Below are 21,347 nucleotides of genomic sequence, written 5' to 3'. Positions count from 1 at the left end.
TTAAAACTTAAAAAAGTTAATGAATTAATAAATTTTGTAGATTTTGCAGTGCTTCATGCACAGTTTTGATATGTTCAAATCGTACTAACAATGTTGGATACTCTTCTCCTTTTTTGGGTGATTTTTCCTTAAAACTGATGTTTTTAGGGTTATTTTGAACGTAATTTAAAATTAATCTAAATTCGTCTGACTGATAAAATTCGCTTTGTGGTTTATTAATAAAATAAGCCAATAAAACTCCATTTTTCATCACCAAGCGTTCGAAACCTAATTTTTTACTGATCCATTTCAATTGAATTGATTCCAATAAATTTTCGGCTTCAATTGGTAATTTTCCGAAACGGTCAATCAAATTATTTTTAAACGTTTGTAAATCTGTTTCAGTTTCGATATCAGCTAATTCTTTGTATAATAACAAACGTTCTTCCGAACTTTCAATGTATTCATCTGGGAACATAATCTGTAAATCCGAATCAATCTGTACATCCGAAACATAGGATTTTACTTCTCCCGATTTTTGATCTTCGAACAAATCTTTGAAATCTGTTTCTTTCAATTCTTCAATTGCTTCATTCAAGATTTTTTGATACGTTTCGAAACCAATATCCATCATAAATCCTGTTTGTTCAGCACCTAAAAGATTTCCCGCTCCACGAATTTCTAAATCTTTCATGGCAATATTAAATCCAGAACCTAAATCAGAAAACTGCTCAATTGCTTGCAAACGTTTACGCGCTTCGTCCGTTAAAACCGAAAGTGGCGGCGCAACCAAATAACAGAACGCTTTGCGGTTACTACGACCAACACGCCCACGCATTTGATGCAAATCTGCCAAACCGAAATTCTGCGCATCATTAATTAAAATCGTATTCGCATTCGGAACATCCAAACCAGATTCGATAATCGTTGTTGATACAAAAACATCATATCGACCATCAATAAAATCGAGCAATACAGCCTCTAATTCTTTTCCATCCATCTGTCCATGACCAATCGCCACACGCGCATCAGGAACTAATCGTTGCACCATTCCTGCAATATCTTTCAACGATTGCACACGATTGTGAATGATATAAACTTGTCCACCACGTTGCATTTCGTACATAATCGCATCACGAAAAATCTCTTCATTGAAACCAACCAATTGCGTATCGACAGGCTGTCTATTTGGCGGAGGCGTTTTGATTACTGACAAATCTCGCGCAGCCATCAACGAGAATTGAAGTGTACGCGGAATTGGCGTCGCTGTCAACGTTAATGTATCAATATTTTCGCGAAGCGTTTTCAATTTATCTTTTACACCAACACCAAATTTATGCTCTTCATCCACAATTAATAAGCCTAAATCTTTGTACTCAATTTTTGGATTAACCAATTGATGCGTCCCAATCACAATATCAACTTGACCAGATTTTAAACCATCTAAAACGGCCTTTTTCTTTGCTCCTGTTACAAATCGATTGAGATAAGCAACTTTCACAGGCAAATCTCGTAAACGCTCTGAAAATGTTTTGAAATGTTGAAAAGCCAAAATCGTTGTTGGAACCAAAACAGCAACTTGCTTTCCATCTACTGCAGCTTTCATCGCCGCACGAATCGCGACTTCCGTTTTCCCGAAACCTACATCACCACAAACCAGGCGATCCATCGGGCGTTCAGATTCCATATCAGCTTTCACATCTTGCGTCGCTTTGTACTGATCGGGCGTATCTTCATAAATAAAAGAAGCTTCCAACTCATTTTGCAAATACGTATCAGGCGAATACGCAAAACCTTTTCTGGCACGACGTTTCGCATATAATTTAATCAAATCGAAGGCAATTTCTTTTACTTTCGCTTTGGTTTTATTCTTTAAATTTTTCCAAGCTGGCGAACCAAGTTTCGAGATTTTTGGCTCAGCGCCATCTTTTCCTCTAAACTTCGCAATTTTATGCAACGAATGAATATTAACGTACAGAATATCATTATTTTGATAAATCAATTTGATTGATTCTTGCGTTACGCCATTATTATTCAATCGTACTAGACCGGCAAATTTTCCGATCCCATAATCGATATGCGTCACAAAATCTCCAACTTGCAACGAATTGATTTCCTTTAGCGTAATCGCTTCTTTTTTGGAAAATGAATTTCGAAGATTGAATTTATGATATCGACCAAAAATCTGATGATCCGTATAACACGTTAATTTGATTTCTTCGTCAATGAAACCTTGATAAATAGAACCCAAAACTGGAATGTAAGAAACTTCTTTTCCAATATCTTCAAAGATTTCTTCGAAACGTTTGATTTGATTTTCATTTGAGCAAATCAGTGCATTTTTGAAACCTTCGGTTTTGTGTTCATTCAAATCATCAATTAATAATTCGAATTGTTTGTTAAAACTTGGTTGAGGTTTGAATGGTGATTCTATTTCTTCAACTGTTTCAAAATAAGATTTCATTGAACACTCAATTACACCAAAAGATGAAATTTGTTGAAGAAAACCATTTTCATTCAAAAATAATTGATTCGGTTCCGCTTGTTTAATTTCTCCTTTTAATTCAGAAAAAGCAGACTCAGCTTGTTCAAAATTCTTAGTAATTTGTTTTGCTAAAACAGAAATATTTTTGGCGATGATTAAACTATCTTTTGAAATATATTCTAAAAAACTCTCTCGCTTTTCATTAATCGATTTACTTTCGAGATTCGGAATAATCGTAATTTCTTTTGTCGTTGCAATAGACAATTGATTCTCGATATCAAACGTTCTGATAGTTTCCACCTCATCACCAAACAACGAAATACGATAAGGATGTTCATTCGAAAACGAAAAAACATCTATAATTCCTCCACGAATCGAGAATTCTCCCGGCTCAGAAACAAAATCAACACGATGAAAATTATAAGAAGATAAAACCTCCGTTAAGAAATCAATTCCCAAATCATTTCCAACCTTTACTTTAAGTGTATTGGTAGAAAGCGCTTTTTTTGTTACCACTTTTTCAGACAACGCTTCTGCGTACGTCACCACAATTTTTGGTCGTTTAGAATGCGATAACACATTTAAAACCTCCGTTCTGATAACAACATTCGCATTATTTACTTCCTCAATTTCGTAAGGACGCTTATATGATGACGGAAAAAATAGAATTTGTTCTTTATCAAACAATGTTTCCAAATCATTCAACACATAAGCCGCTTCTTCTTTGTCATCAAAAATTAGAATTGTAGGACGCGCAACACGATCATATAAATGCCCCGTTAAAATGCTCAATCCTGAACCTAAAAAACCTTTGATATTGACTTTATGCTGTGGATTATTTTTAAAATTGACAATAAGCTTCTGTACGAAATCTGAAGAATCGTATAAGCTAAAAACGTTGTGAATAGTTTTCTGTTCCAAAGTTTTGCAAATATAAAATTTTATAAACTTATTTTTAAACAATCTTCAAAAAAAGCAATGTTAAAATGCGAATTTTCAATTAATGAAAATTTTTCGGAAAATTTATAAAAAAAGTTGAGCTAAGTTAAAAAAATTAATCCTAGCTTTGATTTATCAAAAAAAGAAAATGAAATTAGTTCACAACATTATCAACTTGATTATTTTAGTCATTCTTATCCCAAGGAGTGGTAATTAGTTGTGTACGTACAAAATAACAATTAAAGCCACTTCATAACGAGGTGGCTTTTTTTATGGAGAAAAATTAATTAAACAATATTATGCAAAACAATTTCGTCATTATTATCATTATTATTTTAGTCTTGGTCTTACGATTAGGAAAGGTGGTTTTATGACGAATTTTTTGAACGATTTTTTATGAGCCACCTTAATTTAAGGTGGCTTTTTTTATGTTTTTAATACAAACAAATGTCAAATAAACAGTGATGAAAAACAACAAAGAAGCACTAAACAAACACAGCCGAACCGTAACGCAAGATGACACTTTACCCGCGTCACAAGCGATGTTACATGGGATTGGCCTAACTAACGAAGACCTAAAAAAACCGCTAATCGGAATTGCAAGTATGGGGTACGATGGAAATACTTGCAATATGCATCTGAATCAATTTGCACAGTTGGTACAAGACGGAATGAAAGCCGAAAACCTAATCGGATTGAAGTTCAACACTATCGGAATTAGCGATGGAATTACCAACGGAACTTCAGGAATGCGCTACTCTTTAGTAAGTAGAGAAATCATTGCAGATTCTATCGAAACTGTTTGTGCAGGACACTTTTACGATGGCGTAATTACTATTCCTGGTTGTGATAAAAACATGCCAGGATCGATTATGGCAATGGGACGTTTAAACCGTCCTTCAATCATGATTTATGGTGGAACAATTGCTCCGGGACATTACAAAGAAGAGGAATTAAACATTGTCTCTGCATTTGAAGCATTAGGTAAAAAATTAAACGGAAATCTTGATGACAAAGATTTTTGTGGAATCATTCAAAATGCATGTCCTGGTCCGGGCGCTTGCGGCGGAATGTACACAGCAAACACGATGGCAGCGGCGATTGAAGCTATGGGAATGAGTTTACCTTATTCTTCATCTTATCCTGCTCTTAGTCAAGAAAAGAAAAACGAATGTACTACTTCGGCGCATTACCTAAGAATTTTATTAGAAAAAGATATTAAACCAAGTGATATCATCACGAAGAATTCTTTAGAAAATGCCATCAAAACGATTGTTTTTTTAGGCGGAAGTACAAATGCTGTTTTGCACTTATTAGCAATTGCGGCTACAATGAACATCGAATTATCATTAGACGATATACAAGCAATAAACGATAAAACACCAGTAATAGCAGACTTAAAACCTAGTGGAAAATACTTGATGGAACATTTGAGTAAAGTTGGTGGAGTTCCTGCTGTTTTAAAGTATATGTTACAAGAAGATTTAATCGATGGAAGTTGTTTAACGGTTACTGGAAAAACATTAGCCGAAAATTTAGCATCGGTTCCTGATTTAGATTTCTCTAAACAAAATATTATTCGTCCATTATCTAATCCCATAAAAGAAACTGGACACTTACAAATGCTTTACGGAAACCTTGCTCCTGGCGGATCGGTATCTAAAATATCTGGAAAAGAAGGTTTTTATTTTAAAGGAAAAGCACAAGTTTTTAATAGCGAAGTTGAAGTTTTAAAAGCAATCGAAGATTTACAAATCAAAGCTGGAAGCGTTATCGTCATCCGAAACGAAGGTCCGAAAGGTGGTCCTGGAATGCCAGAAATGTTGAAACCAACATCTGCCATTATTGGAGCTGGATTAGGAGATAAAGTCGCTTTGATTACAGACGGACGATTTAGTGGTGGAACACACGGATTTGTCGTCGGACATATTACACCAGAGGCTTTTGAAGGAGGTCCAATCGCATTAGTCGAAAATGATGACCTCATCGAAATTGACATCAACAAGAATGAATTGAATCTTTTGGTTGATGAAAAAACATTAGAAAATCGAAAAAATAACTGGAAACAACCCGCATTAAAAGTAAAAAATGGAGTCTTATACAAATACGCAAAGCAAGTCGGAAACGCTTCAGAAGGATGCCTTACTGACCAATAAACCAACTCAAATTTCAGGTTCACAAGCAATCATTAATGCTTTATTAGCTGAAGGAGTTTCAACAGTTTTTGGCTATCCTGGTGGTGCAATTATGCCTATATATGATGCTTTATATGATTACAAAGATAAATTAGAACACATTTTAGTTCGTCATGAACAAGGAGGCATTCATGCTGCGCAGGGCTATGCAAGAACTTCAGGAAAAGTAGGTGTAGCTTTTGCTACGAGTGGGCCAGGCGCAACGAACTTAGTAACCGGAATTGCTGATGCCATGATTGATAGTAATCCTATTGTATGCATCACGGGGCAAGTTTTCGCCTCTCTTTTAGGAACGGATGCCTTTCAAGAAACTGATATTATCAACATCACTAATCCTATTACGAAATGGAATTATCAAATTACAGATGCGGAAGAAATTAATGATGTTTTAGCAAAAGCTTTTCATATCGTTCGCTCTGGAAGACCAGGACCTGTGTTAATTGACATTACAAAAAATGCTCAAATACAACTTATCGAAAAGAAAAAGTATGAGAAATGCACGCATGTTCGCAGTTATAGACCAGAACCAGAGATAAGAACTGAATATATAAAAGCTGCTGCTAAACTTATTAATCAAGCAAAAAAACCATTTGCGATTATTGGTCAAGGAATATTACTTGGAAAAGCTGAACAAGAATTAAACGATTTCTTAGAAAAATCTGGAATTCCTGTAGCAACAACTTTGATGGGATTAAGTTCTTTAGATACTGATCATCCACAATATGTAGGTTTATTAGGAATGCATGGAAATTATGCGCCGAATGTCAAAACAAATGATTGCGATGTATTAATTGCTATTGGGATGAGGTTTGATGATCGCGTAACTGGGCGTTTAGACAAATATGCAAAACAAGCCAAAGTGATTCATCTTGATATTGACCCAGCAGAGATTGGTAAAAATGTAAAAGTTGCTGTCCCTGTTTGGGGAGATTGTAAAAAAACACTTCCGTTATTAACAAATTTGATTCATCCTAATGATCATTCTCAATGGTTAAAAGAATTTAGAGATCTCGAAAAAGAAGAACGTACAGAAGTTATTGATAAAGAATTCTATCCAACAACTGATGTAATGTCTATGGCTGAAGTTATCAACACATTAAATGAGTTAACAAACGGAGAAGCCGTAATTGTTACAGATGTTGGGCAACATCAAATGGCAGCTTGCCGTTACGCAAAATTCAAAGATTCTAAACTTTTAGTTACATCTGGAGGATTAGGAACAATGGGATTTGGCTTACCTGCTGCAATTGGAGCATGGTACGGAGCACCAGAAAAAGATATTGTCTTGGTTTGTGGAGATGGAGGTTTCCAAATGACGTTACAAGAAATGGGAACGATTATGCAATTCGGAGCTAAAGTAAAAATGTTAATCCTAAACAATAGCTTCCTTGGAATGGTACGTCAATGGCAAGAATTATTCAACGACAAACGCTATTCTTTCGTAGATATTACAAGTCCAGATTTTGTAGCGCTTGTAAAAGCATATCAAATAGAAGGTCAAAAAATTGAGGCGAGAAATGACTTGAAAAATGCATTAAAAGAAATGTTAGAACACGATGGTTCTTATCTTTTAGAAATTATGGTAGGAAAAGAAAATAATGTTTTTCCTATGGTAGAACAAGGTACAAGTGTTTCTGAAATTAGATTAAAATAAATGATTATGGACTCAAAACAAGAATATACAATTACGTTATATACAGAAAATTCCATAGGGATTTTGGGAAGAGTTGCAGGAATTTTTACTCGAAGAAAAATTAATATTGAAAGTTTAAGCACTTCTCCATCAGAAATAGAAAATGTACACCGATTTACCATTGTGATTGAAGAATCTGAAGAAGTTGTTCGAAAACTTTGCATGCAAATCGAGAAACAAATCGATGTTCTTAAAGCTTATTTCAATAATAATGATGAATTAATTTGGCAAGAACAAGCTTTATACAAAGTGCCAACGAATATTATTGCAGAAAAGGCATATGTAGAACGTTTACTGCGTCAATATGGTGCAAATACAGTCGTTATCCGCAATGATTATACAGTTTTTGAAACAGCTGGTCATCGTGAAGAAATTGATAATCTGACACAAGAATTGACGAAATATGGCTTAATAGAATTTGTTCGAGGAGCAAGAATAGCCATTATAAAAGCAAGTGCCGGTTTTCATGAAAAATTATTACAATTCGAGAAAGACGAGCCATCAAAAGAAGTAATCGAAAATGAATTCCTAAACGAAGGAAACTCAGTTTTCACAATGTAAAGACAAACAATTCATCAAATAATTTTATTAAAAAAACAAAAATGACTAATTACTTTAATTCACTATCATTAAGAGATCAATTATATCAACTAGGACAAGCAGAATTTCTAAATAACTCAGAATTCGCAAAAGGTACAGACGCATTAAAAGACAAAAAAATTGTGATTGTAGGCTGTGGTGCGCAAGGTTTAAACCAAGGATTAAATCTACGAGACAGCGGTTTAGATGTTTCATACGCGTTACGCAAAGAAGCGATTGAACAACAAAGAGATTCTTGGAAAAATGCAACAAGTCATAATTTTACAGTAGGAACTTTCGAGGAATTAATCCCAAATGCTGATGTAGTAGCGAATTTAACACCAGATAAACAACATACGCAAGTTATCAATACTGTTCAACCACTTATTAAACAAGGTGCTACACTTTTATATTCTCATGGATTCAATATCGTAGAAGAAGGTATGCAAATTCGTAAAGATATCACGGTGATAATGGTTGCTCCAAAATGTCCAGGTTCGGAAGTTCGTGCAGAATATTTAAGAGGATTCGGAGTTCCAACATTAATTGCCGTTCACCCAGAAAATGATCCCGAAGGAAAAGGTTTTGATCAAGCAAAAGCATATTGTGCAGGAACTGGTGGTCACAGAGCAGGCGTTTTAAAATCGTCATTTGTTGCAGAAGTAAAATCAGATTTAATGGGAGAACAAACCATTTTATGTGGTCTTTTACAAACAGGTTCTATTCTTTCTTTCGATAAAATGGTTGAAAACGGAATTGATGCTGGTTACGCTTCAAAATTAGTTCAATATGGAGTTGAAGTAATTACAGAAGCCTTAAAACATGGTGGAGTTAGCGGTATGATGGATAGATTAAGCAATCCTGCTAAAGTAAAAGCTTTTGAATTATCAGAAGAATTAAAAGAAATTATGCGTCCATTGTTCCAAAAACATCAAGACGATATTATTTCGGGTGAATTTAGTAAAACAATGATGGAAGATTGGGCGAATGATGATAAAAACTTATTAAAATGGAGAGCTGAAACTGAAGAAACTGCTTTTGAAAAAACACCAGCTGGAGATACAAATATTACTGAACAAGAATATTTTGACAATTACACCTTAATGGTTGCTTTTGTTCGTGCTGGAGTTGAATTAGCTTTCGAAACTATGGTGGAAGCAGGTATTAAACCTGAATCTGCTTACTACGAATCATTACACGAAACACCATTGATTGCAAATACAATTGCTCGTAAAAAATTATTCGAAATGAATCGTGTAATTTCTGATACAGCAGAATATGGTTGTTATCTTTTCGATCAGGCTTGTAAACCTTTGTTAAAAGATTTTATGACAAAAGTAAACGTAGACGTTGTCGGAAAAAATTACAACGAAGGAAAAGACAATGCTGTTGACAATGCGACATTGGTACACATAAATGATGTTTTACGTAATCATCCTGTCGAAACTGTGGGAAAAAAACTTCGTAAAGCAATGACTGCTATGAAAACCATAAAAACGGCATAATCAAATATTAAAATAACTAAGAAAATAGTGAATTATGACAAAGGGACTTAGAAGTGAGAAAACTGAGACCTTAGGCGTTTCGCTTGACGAAGTAAACTTAGCACAAATGAATTTGAAAGGAGTTGCCAAAAACACTCCTTTCGATTTCAATGAAAATTTAAGTCGTCAATTTGATGCGAATGTCTATCTAAAACGAGAAGATTTACAAGTCGTCCGTTCATACAAATTACGTGGTGCTTATAATAAAATCGTTCAGTTATCAGAACAAGAAAAAAATAATGGTGTAATCTGCGCAAGTGCAGGAAATCACGCACAAGGTGTGGCGTATTCGTGTCAACAATTAAATATCAAAGGTAAAATTGTGATGCCAACGACGACACCTCAACAAAAAATAAAACAAGTAAAATGGTTTGGGAAAGATCAAATCGAAATCATTTTACATGGTGATACATTTGATGATGCATCGGCTTTTGCACATCAATTATCCCAAGAAGGAAATATTACATTTATTCATCCTTTTGATGACGAAAAAGTAATCGCAGGACAAGGAACTGTTGCTTTAGAAATTTTGAATCAATGCAATCAACCAATCGATTATATTTTCGTGCCAATTGGCGGTGGAGGTTTAGCATCTGGCGTTATTTCTGTGATGAAAACACTTAGTCCAAACACCAAAATTATTGGCGTAGAACCGAGTGGCGCAGCAAGTATGGCAGAAGCTATCAAACAAAAACAATCTGTTGCATTAGCGAAGATTGACCCTTTTGTAGATGGCGCAGCTGTAAAAAAAGCAGGTGAAAAAACCTACAAAATCTGTGCAGAAGGTTTAGAAACAACTTGTGCTGTTCCAGAAGGAAAAGTTTGTTCGAGCATTTTGCGTTTGTACAATGAAGACGCAATTGTTGTAGAACCAGCAGGCGCTTTGAGTGTTTCGGCTTTAGATTTTTTCAAGGAAGAAATCAAAGGAAAAAATGTGGTTTGCGTGCTTAGTGGAAGCAACAACGACATTACGCGAATGGAAGAAATAAAAGAAAGAAGTTTGCAATATGAAGGTTTGAAACATTATTTCATTATCAATTTTCCTCAACGTGCCGGTGCTTTAAAAGAATTAGTGAACGAAGTTTTGCGTGAAAATGATGACATTACCTATTTTCAATACACACAAAAAAATAACAAAGAAACAGGTCCAGCAGTAGTTGGCATTGAACTAGACAAAAAAGAGGATTTAGATGGTTTAATTTTTAGGTTAGAAAATCATCATTTCGAATATCAATATCTTAACACAGACAACACACTTTTTTCGTTAATGATTGGATAATTTTTCCATCATTAATATACTATTCAAAAAAAGCAAAGCTTCTATTTAGTTAGAAACTTTGCTTTTTAATTTATTAATTATTCAACAACCAATTTTTCAACTCATCAAAATTATTGCTCATTTCAACTTTATTCGATTGTTTCGATTTCAATTCTTCTACTTCTTTTGGATAGACAATTTTATCTTGTATTTCTTTCGGAAAAACTTCAGGAAATTTACACGGATGCGCTGTCGATAAAAACACCACTAACTCTTTTTCATCTTGCTTTTTCGCTTGGTATTCCTTCGCCGCCAACCAGGCAATTGACGTATGAGGACAAGCAATATAATTGTATTCTTGATTAATTTCTACGATTGCATTTATTGTTTCTACATCAGAATAAGCTTTTGAAACCATTTTTGATTTTAATTGCTCCACATCTTGCTCAAAAAATTCCATCACGCGAACCCAATTACTCGGATTTCCAACATCCATTGCATTCGATAACGTTTGTACAGAAGGTTTTGGTTGATAATTTTCGGTTTTTAAAAATGAAGGAACTGTATCATTCGCATTCGTAGCCGCAACAAATTGTTCCACTTCCAATCCTAATTTTGAAGCTAAAATACCTGCCGTAATATTCCCAAAATTTCCACTCGGAACAACAAAAGAAACTTTCTCAAAACCTTTTCTTTTTGCTTGGGCAAATGCCTCGAAATAATAGAAAGATTGCGGAATTAAGCGAGCAATATTAATTGAATTTGCTGAGGTTAAGTTTAGATTTTTCATTAAATCTTTGTCTAAAAAAGCTCGCTTGACCAATGCTTGACAATCATCAAAAGTTCCGTCGATTTCTATGGCACGAATATTTTTTCCATTCGCCGTTAATTGCAATTCTTGTATCAGCGACACTTTTCCTTTTGGATACAAAATCGTTACTCTCGTTCCTTCTACTCCCAGAAAGCCAAGTGCTACAGCGCCTCCTGTATCGCCAGAAGTTGCGACCAAAACATCTAACAATTGATTATCTTTTTTTGAATAATGTGCCATCACGCGACTCATAAATCTTGCTCCAAAATCTTTAAAAGCAAAAGAAGGTCCGTGAAATAATTCCAAAATAGCTAAATCATCTTCTAAAAACACCAAAGGCGCAGGAAAATTAATTACATCATCAATTAAATTATTAATCGTTTCTTCAGAAAAATCATCTTTTAATAAGTGATTTGTCACCTTTTTCGCAATCTCTTGAAATGAATAATTTTCAATAGAATTCAACCAATTTTCATCTAATTTTTCCAACGACAAAGGCATATACAATCCTTTATCTTCTGGCAAAGATTGGAAAACCGCTTGTTTAAAATCGACTCTGTTATTATGATTATTTGTACTATATAATTTCATTTTTAGTGTTTTATGTAAGGTCCTTGTTGATTAATTTTAGAGACAAATGATAAATGTTCAATTTCTTTTATCGTCAAAAAATTATTTAATTTTTGTTCGATATTTTCTGCATCCAATTTACTTTTAGATAACGCCATAACTGTTGGTCCAGAACCAGAAATACCGAATGTTAATGCATTATTTTCGAGCGAAATACTTTTCATTTCATTAAAATACGGAATCAATAAAGAACGATTTGGTTCGACAATATCATCCTGCATCGAACGACCAATTTCTTCGTAATCATTCTCATAAAGCGCCGCAACCAAACTTGCAATATTCCCCCATTGTTTTATTGCTTTACTCAATTGCACTTTATCTTTAATTAATTTGCGCGCATCCTTTGTTGGCACTTCTACTTTTGAGTAAATCAGTGTGACATATAAATTTTCAGGAACAGGTAAAGAACGCACCAAAATCGACTCATAAGAAGGAATCAACGTAATTCCACCAAACAACGATGGCGCAACATTATCCGCATGAGCAGCACCACAAGCCAATCGTTCGCCTTCCATACAATAAGGTAAAAGCTCATTTTTAGAAAGTGGTTTTCCTAATAATTCATTCAATGCAAAAAGTCCAGCAACTGTACTCGCCGCGCTTGAACCTAAACCACTTCCAATTGGCATTTTTTTGTGTAATTCTATCGATAATCCAAAAGAATCTTGTAGACCTAAATCACAAAATAATTTCCATGCCGAATGAGAAACTGTATTTTTCATCGCATCCAAAGGCAATTTCCCCTCGTCACCTGTAATTGTCAGAATTTCGATTCCTAACTTTTCTGTCTTTTTCATGATTACCTCATCACCTGGATAATCCACCGCAAAGCCCAAAATATCATATCCACAGATCATATTGGCAACTGTTGCAGGAGCAAAAACATGTACTTTTTCTAAAAACTTCGCTTGATCAAGCTTATATTTATTTTCGATTATTTGATTCATCTTTTATCGTATTGAACTTATATTAACTAAATCTGCAAAAACGCCAGCTGCCGTAACTTCTGCACCAGCTCCAGGTCCTTTCACAACCAAAGGACGTTCCTTGTAACGCGCTGTTGTAAACGAAATAATGTTATCGCTTCCAGACAAGGCATAAAACGGATGTTGATTATCCACCAATTCTAACGAAATGGATATTTTTCCATCTTCTAAAATCCCGATGTAACGAATCACTTTTTGTTCCGCTTCTGCTTGATGTTTTATCTTTTCGAAATAATCATTTTCATTGACTAATTCTTGATAAAAATCTTCTACAGTTGCAGCTTCTAGACAAGATTTTGGCAAAATAGAATCAATTTTCACATCTGCTGCTTCCACTTCGTAACCATTGTCACGAGCAAGAATCAACATTTTTCGCATAAAATCTATTCCGCTCAAATCGTCGCGAGGATCTGGTTCTGTATAACCTAATTCTTGCGCTTTTTTTACAACTTCAGCAAATGTGTTTTCACCTTTAAAATGATTGAAGATATACGAAATTGTTCCTGATAAAATCGCTTCAATTTTTAGGATTTGATCTCCACTCATTCGTAGATCTTTCAATACACCAATAATTGGTAAACCTGCTCCAACATTTGTTTCGTAAAGGAAATCAATCCCATATTTTCGAGCAGTTTCTTTCAAGTTCTTATATTCTTGATAAGAAGACGAATTCGCAATTTTATTACATGTTACAACCGAAATGCTGCTTTCGAAAATTTGTTTGTAATAATTTGGCAAATCAGAACTCGCAGTATTATCAACAAAAACACAATTTGGTAAATTATACTGTTTCATTTTTTGGATAAATTCATTCAAATCAGCTGGTGAAGAAGAATTTTCTAATTCATTTTTCCAATTCGATAAATTGATTCCGTTTTCATCAAACAGCATTTTTTTAGAATTTGATAATCCGACTAATTTTATCTCGATATCATTATTTTTTGCTAAAAAATCTTTCTGTTTTTCTAATTGATTTAAAAATGTCGACCCAATATTTCCTACTCCAACATTGAAAACATGAATTGTTTTTTTCAAATGATTAAAAAACGCATCATGTACCGCATTTAAAGCTTTTGACAAATCATTTTCGTTAATCACAACCGAAATATTATACTCCGAAGAACCTTGCGCAATCGCTCTGACATTGATTCCATTTCGTCCTAATGCATAAAATAACTTGCCCGAAACACCAACCATTTTCTTCATGTTTTCTCCAACAATTGCAATAATTCCGAGATTTTCTTCAATTTCAATTGGTTCCAACCATTTTGCTGCAATTTCCAAACAAAACTCTTCTTCAATTAATTGCTTTGCTTTTTCGACTTCATTATGATGAATGGCAAGCGTGATACTATGCTCTGACGAAGATTGCGTAATCAACACAATGTTGATATGATGTTGCGCTAAAAGTGAAAAAAGTTTTCCACTAAAGCCCAATTTGCCAACCAAGCCGCTTCCTTTTATATTGACTAATGCAATATCTTTGATCGACGAAATTCCTTTAATTGGATAATCTGTTGGTTGCGAATCGAACTGAATTTTTGTTCCCTCAAAATCCGGTTGAAATGTGTTTTTAATTAAAATCGGAATTCGAAGTTTAAAAGCTGGAGCCATTGTTGGCGGATAAATCACTTTCGCACCGAAATACGACAATTCCATCGCTTCTGTATACGATAAATTTTCTAACGAAAAAGCTTTGTTCACAAAACGAGGATCCGCCGTCATCATTCCATTTACATCTGTCCAAATTTCAATTTGTTCTGCATGTAAAGCCGCACCAATCAAAGCCGCAGTGTAATCAGAACCTCCTCTTCCCAAAGTTGTCACTCGTCCTTCTTCATTAGCAGCAATAAACCCTGTTACAACTAATAATTTATCCGAATAATCTTTTGCTAATTGTTGAATATTCTGAAACGATTTTTCCTCGATAACATTCGCTTGACCAAAATTATGATCAGTCAAAATATAATCTGATGCATTAATCGCCAATGAATTTCCAACATGCTCTTGCATTACTTTTGCTATTAATAAAGCACTACATCTTTCGCCGAAACTCAAAATCAAATCTTTTGTTTGAGGGCTTAATTCTTTCAGAATTTCCACCCCTTCTAATAATGCTTCCAACTCATTCATCAACAATTTTAATTTTGTTAAAATCGGATTTTGATTCGGCACATCGATTAAAGCTTTTACAATTTCGAAATGTTTGTCTTGAAAAAGTTTTAAATCATTTTCACCAAAATTTCCTGATGAAGCTTCTTCAGACATTTTGGTTAATAAATTGGTCAAACCAGAAATAGCAGACACAACCAAAATAATCGAGTTATTTTGTTGCTTTTCCTGTTTAACAATTTCTACGACCGCGCGGATACCTTCTACCGATCCGACTGATGTTCCTCCGAATTTTAAAACTTTCATAATTTAAATTTTGATCATAAAAAAAGCATCTTCCTTTTGAGAAGATGCTTTTGCATTATTTTTTTAGAATTAAATACATAACAAAACTCCTCTAAGTGTGAACACTAGAAGTCGTCGTAATTGAAATGATTGTATTTAATCCGTTTTGTTTCATTATTGATAACGAATATACAAACTTTTTCAATAAATCATTACGTATTTATTATTTTTTTATATTTATTTCACCGAATCCTTTTTTACAGCCAATGAATCATTTGGTTCAGCAACAGGTTTTACATCACTTGCATAGCCAACAACAATTCCGTCTAGTTTATCAATTTTTCGTACTTTAAAAGTTTCTGTACCTTCTGCTCCTTTAAAAGATACTTTATAAACTGCTTCGTAAACTGTTTTGTCACCATCTTCAAGAGGCGTCATTTTCTCAAAGTTGTAGACATCAACTGGCCCATATTGTTTAACCACCGCATTCAAATCATCCACATTTACGCCTTCTACTTTCGAAAAAAGTGAATCTGGCTTATCTGCTCTGTATTTGTAAACATCTAAAACTGCTTCTTTCACCTTATAATCTGGCAAATCTGATTTTTTATTACATGCTGTTAAAGCCAAAATACCGCCAACCATAAGTAATGCACTTGCTTTCATAATTCCTATTTTTTGTGTTAATTGATTATAACTAATGTAAAAATAAATAAGATAAAAAACAAGTATTTTTATTGAAATCAAATAGATAGAAACAAAAAAAGTCGATTCTGTTGCAGAACCGACTTTTGAATATATCTTATTGTAAAATAAATTTTATACTTCAAAATTGACGTAAAAACCTTCGTGACCTCGAACATTGAAAACGGTATTGTCTTCAAAAATCAAGTATTGACCTTTTATTCCTTTCAAAACACCTTTTATTTCTGGCGTTTTTTTCAAGTTTAATGATTTTACTTTTTCTGGATAAGATAAAACTGGATAGTCTAACTTCCAAACTTCTGGCTCATCAACCAAAAATTGTTGAAAATCTGGATTCACTTCATTTCTGATTTCGTGATACTTTTCGAACAAATTAATTTCTGGTACATCATTTTTTAACATTCTTTGCCAATTCGTTTTATCAGCAATAACATTTTTCAACGAAACCTCTATCATTCCAGCTTCGTAACGATTATCTGTTCTTGCAATAATAATAGCTTCTGATGCTCCTTGATCGATCCAACGTGTCGGCACTTGCGTTAAACGCGTTACACCAACTTTTATTCCTGATGAATTTGCCAAATACACAATATGCGGTTGCAATTCGAATTTCGTTTCAAACTCTAAATCACGTTGCGCAATTCCCAAATGTGCTGTAGAAAGTTCTGGATTGATGATACTTGGATTAGCTTCTGGAATTGTAAAAAAACAATCTTTACAATATCCCATCTGATAAATCTCTTTGTCCTCGTGACAGTTTAAACATTCGTAGTGATCAAAGTTAATCTTGATTTTTTTTCCTAACAATTGATTCATAACAATAAAATCATTCTTGAAATTCCAATAATAATTGATTGGCGTTCCATTTTCAGTTGTCATTTTACGAATTTGTCCTTCAAACTGCATCTTGCTAAAAAAGTTTAATTAATTTTGTGTAAATCTACAAAACTTTTAGCGGATGGGAATAGTCAATAAGATTATGGAAATTATGATGCGTAGCCGAATGAATATCATCGAGGAAAGTATCAAAAATCCAGTTGGTACGCAACAACGTGTGTTATTTGAGAATATCAAAAAAGCCAAATCGACTATTTACGGAAAAGAATTTCATTTTGACGAAATCAAAACGACACATAAATTTCAAGAGCAAGTCCCTGCAGTGCATTACGAGGATTTTCAACCTTATATTGAATTAGCAAGAAAAGGTGAAAAAGATGTTACTTGGCATGGAAAAATAAAATGGTTTGCGAAATCTTCTGGAACAACAAATGCCAAAAGTAAATTTATTCCGATTAGTAATGAATCCTTAGAAGATTGCCATTACGCAGCAGGAAAAACAATGTTTGCATTGTACTTAAATGCTTATCCCGAAACGGATATTTTTATGCACAAAAACTTAAGAATTGGCGGAAGTAGTGAACTTTATCAAAAATATGATACGCGTTTTGGTGATTTATCAGCTATTCTGATTGATAATTTACCTTTTTATGCAGAAATGAAAAACATTCCAAATCGTGAGATTTCTTTAATGTCTGATTGGAATGTAAAGATGAATGCTATTATTAATGCAACAAAAAATGAAGATGTTGGTTCTTTAACTGGTGTTCCTTCGTGGATGTTAGTCGTTTTGAATAAATTATTAGCCGAAACTGGAAAGAATTATTTGGACGAATTATGGCCAAATCTCGAAGTGTTTTTTCATGGTGGAATCAGCTTCAAACCTTATGCAGAAAACTATAATTTAATTACTCAGAAAAAATTAAATTATTTCGAATTATATAATGCTTCCGAAGGTTTTTTTGGAATTCAGGATCAATTGCACAGCAAAGATTTGTTGTTATTATTAGACAACGGAATTTTTTACGAATTTATTCCAATGGAAGAATTTGGTTCAGAAACTCAACGATTTTTAACAATTGGAGAAGTTGAAGTTGGTAAAAATTACGCCATGGTTATCACGACAAATGGAGGTTTATGGCGCTATATTATTGGTGATACGGTTCGTTTTACGTCTACAAATCCACACAGAATTGTTGTTTCTGGACGAACAAAACATTATATCAATGCATTTGGAGAAGAATTGATGATAGAAAATGCAGAAGAAGCTTTGAAACGTGCTTGTATGCAAACAAATTCGATCGTTTCTGAATATAGTGCTGGTCCAATTTTTATGCAAGGAAAAGAAAAAGGCGCTCACGAATGGATAATAGAGTTTGATAAAGAACCTCAAAATTTTGAGCAATTTATTGATTGTTTAGATAAAGGTTTGCAAGAAGTTAATTCCGATTACGAAGCAAAACGTTACAATAATATGACACTTAATCGACCGATTGTACACAAAGCACGCACAAAATTATTCATCGAATGGATGGCTTCAAGAGGTAAATTAGGTGGACAAAATAAAGTTCCTCGTTTATCAAATACAAGAGAGTTTATTGAACCATTAATTGAATTAAATAATCGATCATAATAAAAAAGAGAATCAATACGATTCTCTTTTTTTGGTTTAAAATAAATAGGATAATTACCTCGAAACAAGTAAATTTACTATTAAGAGAAAAAATACCTATTAATGCGAAGTACGAATTTATCTGAACTTAAATTCCACCAAATTGTGGAAAATAAGTTTCAAATTTACAACAGTCTCTTTATGAGTCTGCCCTACGAAAAAATGCAAAACATTGGATCGTTGATTCCGTTTTTGTACGATGAAAGTCAAAAAGGTTTACCAGAAGGTAAATCGCCAAATGAAATCATCAACAATTTTTTTGAGAAATACACCGATTTAAAGACCGAACAAGAACAAATCGATTTGATGTTTCGAATGATACAATACATCGAGCGACAAGTTGTTTTGTTTGATAGTATCGAAGATGCTGCATTTCCGTCATTACATTCCGAAAATGAAAAAGGAAGTTTGGAAAGCATTTACCATATTGCACAAGCGCAAGGTAAAATGGAGCAAGTAAAAACCAGAATCGAAGATTTTGTAACAAGAGTTGTTTTTACAGCGCATCCAACGCAATTTTATCCAACAAATGTTCAACAAATTATTCAAGATTTACGCGATGCAATTCAACAAGATTCGGTAAGTAAAATTGATTTATTGTTGCAACAATTAGGAAAAACACCTTTCATCAACGAAGAAAAACCAACACCTTACGATGAAGCAGTTTCGATTATTTATTATTTACGAAATGTGTATTACCAGACGATTGGACGATTGTATAACGAAATCAATCAATTGTTTTTTACAGAAAGTCAACCTCTCAAATCTCCTGTCATTCAATTAGGTTTTTGGCCTGGAGGCGATCGCGATGGAAATCCATTTGTAACAGCAGAAATTACATGGAAAGTTGCAAGTTTATTGCGTACAAGTATCTTAAAAAATTATTACAATCATCTTAAAATTGTTCAACGTAGATTAACATTCAAGCATGTTACAGAACCTTTGAAAGCGTTGAGTAATTTGATTTACGAAAATATGTTCAATGAAAATGGAACAATTACAATTGATGAAATCAAGACACGTTTACAGACTATTCGTACAATTTTGATTGAACAACACAACGGAATTTTCTTGGATATTTTAGACGATTTTATCACACGTGTTGATATTTTCGGGTTACATTTTGCTTCGTTGGATATCCGTCAAGATTCGCGTGTTCATCAAAAAGTAATTAACCAAATTATTGAAAAATATACTGGAATTAATCTGAAAGATTTAAGCGAACCAGAACAAATCGAATTGTTAACAAATCCTTCATTTACTGCTAAGCCTGAAGATTTTGAAGATGATATTGTGATTGATACGATCAAAAATGTTTATCAATTAAAAACGATTCAACAACGAAATGGTGAATTAGGTGTTAACCGATACATTATTTCAAACTCTGAAACCATTTTCGATGTCTTAAATGTTTATGCTTTGTTCAAATTTTGCGGCTATAAAGACGATGAAATTAAGTTTGATATTATGCCACTTTTCGAGACGATTAGAGGTTTAGATGGTGCTGAAAATACAATGAATAAATTGTATAATTTACCTATTTATGCGCAACATTTAGAACGTAGAAAACAGCGCCAGTCGATTATGCTAGGTTTTTCAGACGGAACAAAAGATGGCGGTTACATCAAAGCGAACTGGGAAATTTATCGTACCAAAGAAATCCTTTCGAATGTTTCGGATAAAAATCAAATCGAAGTTATTTTCTTTGATGGACGTGGTGGACCTCCTGCTCGTGGAGGTGGAAAAACGCACGAATTTTACGCTTCTCAAGGGAAAACAATTGCAAATCACGAAATTCAAATTACAATTCAAGGGCAAACAATTACGTCGAATTATGGAACAATGCCGCAGGCAAAATATAATTTTGAACAATTGTACACGGCTGGTATTATTTCGGATGTTTTCTCGACAAGTACAAGTCAGATTTCGCCTGATGAACGCACATTGATTGATAAATTAGCCACAATTAGTTATCAGAAATACGAAGATTTGAAAGCGCATCCTTCATTTTTACCTTATTTAGAAAATATGAGTACGCTTAACTATTATGGAAAAACGAATATCGGAAGCCGTCCGAGTAAACGAGGTGGTGATAAAAAATTAGAGTTCGATGATTTGCGCGCTATTCCATTTGTGGGTTCTTGGAGTCAATTAAAACAAAATGTTCCAGGATATTTTGGTGTTGGAACGGCTATAAATGAATTGAAAAAACAAGGTCATTTAGAGGATGTAAAAGATTTATTCAAAAATTCGAGCTTCTTCAAAACGTTGATTCAAAATAGTATGATGTCGATGGAAAAAACTTATTTTCCATTAACTTCTTATATGAAAGATGATCCTGAATATGGTGAATTTTGGAATATTTTGCACGATGAATTTGAATTATCAAAAGCATTGTGTTTAGAAATTTCGGGTTACACAGAATTGATGCAAGATGAACCATTGAACAAATCTTCGGTACAAATGCGCGAAAAAATTGTGTTACCATTATTAACGATTCAACAATTTGCGTTGAACAAAATTCATCATGAAAGTGAATTCAAATCAGTCTATGAGCAAATTGTAATGCGTTCGTTATTCGGAAATATTAATGCGAGTCGAAATTCGGCTTAATTTTCAGAATATCTTAATACCTTC

General features: G+C 33.7%; 13 protein-coding genes. 7 read left to right on the top strand and 6 right to left on the bottom strand.

Annotated features, from left to right (window positions below; all coding sequences use genetic code 11):
• Nucleotides 1-16: 16 nt before the first annotated feature.
• A complete protein-coding gene (mfd, locus tag B3J26_RS04945) occupies nucleotides 17-3,385 on the bottom strand; it encodes a transcription-repair coupling factor (RefSeq protein ID WP_291073553.1) in 3,369 nt (1,122 codons plus the stop codon).
• Between the two features lie 482 nt (nucleotides 3,386-3,867).
• On the opposite strand from mfd, the gene ilvD reads away from it, so the two are divergent.
• Genes ilvD through ilvA form a run of 5 tightly spaced genes read left to right on the top strand, consistent with a single transcriptional unit; the run spans nucleotide 3,868 to nucleotide 10,693 of the window.
• A complete protein-coding gene (gene ilvD, locus B3J26_RS04940; RefSeq protein WP_291073552.1) occupies nucleotides 3,868-5,559 on the top strand; it encodes a dihydroxy-acid dehydratase in 1,692 nt (563 codons plus the stop codon).
• The gene (gene ilvB, locus B3J26_RS04935; RefSeq protein WP_291073550.1) at nucleotides 5,492-7,252 is read left to right on the top strand and encodes a biosynthetic-type acetolactate synthase large subunit; all 1,761 of its coding nucleotides are present in this window, start codon (nucleotides 5,492-5,494) and stop codon (nucleotides 7,250-7,252) included. The genes ilvD and ilvB overlap by 68 nt, the downstream gene beginning before the upstream one ends.
• Nucleotides 7,253-7,258: 6 nt before the next feature.
• The gene (ilvN, locus tag B3J26_RS04930) at nucleotides 7,259-7,852 is read left to right on the top strand and encodes an acetolactate synthase small subunit (protein WP_038333453.1); all 594 of its coding nucleotides are present in this window, start codon (nucleotides 7,259-7,261) and stop codon (nucleotides 7,850-7,852) included.
• A gap of 41 nt (nucleotides 7,853-7,893) precedes the next feature.
• On the top strand, nucleotides 7,894-9,375 hold the full coding sequence (gene ilvC / locus B3J26_RS04925) for a ketol-acid reductoisomerase (RefSeq protein ID WP_280036239.1): 1,482 nt from the start codon (nucleotides 7,894-7,896) through the stop codon (nucleotides 9,373-9,375).
• Nucleotides 9,376-9,409: 34 nt separating this feature from the next.
• Nucleotides 9,410-10,693, top strand: a complete 1,284-nt coding sequence (gene ilvA / locus B3J26_RS04920; RefSeq protein WP_291073547.1) for a threonine ammonia-lyase IlvA — start codon at nucleotides 9,410-9,412, stop codon at nucleotides 10,691-10,693.
• Nucleotides 10,694-10,766: 73 nt separating this feature from the next.
• Here the strand turns inward: ilvA and thrC are convergent, their stop codons facing one another.
• The 5 genes from thrC to B3J26_RS04895 all read right to left on the bottom strand — a co-directional run bounded on the left by thrC (nucleotide 10,767) and on the right by B3J26_RS04895 (nucleotide 17,107).
• Nucleotides 10,767-12,074: a threonine synthase gene (thrC, locus tag B3J26_RS04915; RefSeq protein WP_125348892.1), complete on the bottom strand. Its 1,308-nt coding sequence runs from the start codon at nucleotides 12,072-12,074 to the stop codon at nucleotides 10,767-10,769.
• 2 nt (nucleotides 12,075-12,076) lie between these two features.
• Entirely contained in the window at nucleotides 12,077-13,060 is a 984-nt protein-coding gene (locus B3J26_RS04910) for a homoserine kinase (RefSeq protein WP_125348891.1), read from the bottom strand.
• 3 nt (nucleotides 13,061-13,063) lie between these two features.
• A complete protein-coding gene (gene thrA / locus B3J26_RS04905; RefSeq protein ID WP_291073540.1) occupies nucleotides 13,064-15,517 on the bottom strand; it encodes a bifunctional aspartate kinase/homoserine dehydrogenase I in 2,454 nt (817 codons plus the stop codon).
• A gap of 216 nt (nucleotides 15,518-15,733) precedes the next feature.
• Complete coding sequence (locus tag B3J26_RS04900; RefSeq protein WP_147280028.1) at nucleotides 15,734-16,162, bottom strand: hypothetical protein; 429 nt, start codon at nucleotides 16,160-16,162, stop codon at nucleotides 15,734-15,736.
• Between the two features lie 153 nt (nucleotides 16,163-16,315).
• Nucleotides 16,316-17,107: a DUF2797 domain-containing protein gene (locus B3J26_RS04895; RefSeq protein WP_291073538.1), complete on the bottom strand. Its 792-nt coding sequence runs from the start codon at nucleotides 17,105-17,107 to the stop codon at nucleotides 16,316-16,318.
• A gap of 52 nt (nucleotides 17,108-17,159) precedes the next feature.
• Between B3J26_RS04895 and B3J26_RS04890 the strand changes: the two genes are divergently transcribed.
• Together B3J26_RS04890 and B3J26_RS04885 are read left to right on the top strand one after the other, a co-directional pair.
• Nucleotides 17,160-18,671 carry a GH3 auxin-responsive promoter family protein gene (locus B3J26_RS04890; RefSeq protein ID WP_291073536.1) on the top strand — a complete coding sequence of 504 codons (1,512 nt, stop codon included), beginning with the start codon at nucleotides 17,160-17,162 and terminating at the stop codon, nucleotides 18,669-18,671.
• A gap of 102 nt (nucleotides 18,672-18,773) precedes the next feature.
• Complete coding sequence (locus tag B3J26_RS04885; RefSeq protein ID WP_291073534.1) at nucleotides 18,774-21,323, top strand: phosphoenolpyruvate carboxylase; 2,550 nt, start codon at nucleotides 18,774-18,776, stop codon at nucleotides 21,321-21,323.
• Nucleotides 21,324-21,347 lie beyond the last annotated feature (24 nt).

Source organism: Empedobacter sp. UBA5987 (assembly GCF_002429865.1).
In the GTDB taxonomy this organism is placed as follows: domain Bacteria; phylum Bacteroidota; class Bacteroidia; order Flavobacteriales; family Weeksellaceae; genus Empedobacter; species Empedobacter falsenii_B.
The sequence above is the reverse complement of the archived record's forward strand: the minus strand, read 5'-3'. Positions and strand labels throughout refer to the sequence as shown.

What these genes read in the sequence shown, in the direction of transcription:
- thrA (WP_291073540.1), bottom strand. Translation starts at nt 15,517, where the DNA reads ATGAAAGTTTTAAAATTCGGAGGAACATCAGTCGGATCGGTAGAAGGT.
- ilvB (WP_291073550.1), top strand. Translation starts at nt 5,492, where the DNA reads ATGGAGTCTTATACAAATACGCAAAGCAAGTCGGAAACGCTTCAGAAG.
- B3J26_RS04895 (WP_291073538.1), bottom strand. Translation starts at nt 17,107, where the DNA reads ATGCAGTTTGAAGGACAAATTCGTAAAATGACAACTGAAAATGGAACG.
- B3J26_RS04910 (WP_125348891.1), bottom strand. Translation starts at nt 13,060, where the DNA reads ATGAATCAAATAATCGAAAATAAATATAAGCTTGATCAAGCGAAGTTT.
- B3J26_RS04885 (WP_291073534.1), top strand. Translation starts at nt 18,774, where the DNA reads ATGCGAAGTACGAATTTATCTGAACTTAAATTCCACCAAATTGTGGAA.
- ilvC (WP_280036239.1), top strand. Translation starts at nt 7,894, where the DNA reads ATGACTAATTACTTTAATTCACTATCATTAAGAGATCAATTATATCAA.
- ilvD (WP_291073552.1), top strand. Translation starts at nt 3,868, where the DNA reads ATGAAAAACAACAAAGAAGCACTAAACAAACACAGCCGAACCGTAACG.
- B3J26_RS04890 (WP_291073536.1), top strand. Translation starts at nt 17,160, where the DNA reads ATGGGAATAGTCAATAAGATTATGGAAATTATGATGCGTAGCCGAATG.
- thrC (WP_125348892.1), bottom strand. Translation starts at nt 12,074, where the DNA reads ATGAAATTATATAGTACAAATAATCATAATAACAGAGTCGATTTTAAA.
- B3J26_RS04900 (WP_147280028.1), bottom strand. Translation starts at nt 16,162, where the DNA reads ATGAAAGCAAGTGCATTACTTATGGTTGGCGGTATTTTGGCTTTAACA.
- ilvA (WP_291073547.1), top strand. Translation starts at nt 9,410, where the DNA reads ATGACAAAGGGACTTAGAAGTGAGAAAACTGAGACCTTAGGCGTTTCG.
- ilvN (WP_038333453.1), top strand. Translation starts at nt 7,259, where the DNA reads ATGGACTCAAAACAAGAATATACAATTACGTTATATACAGAAAATTCC.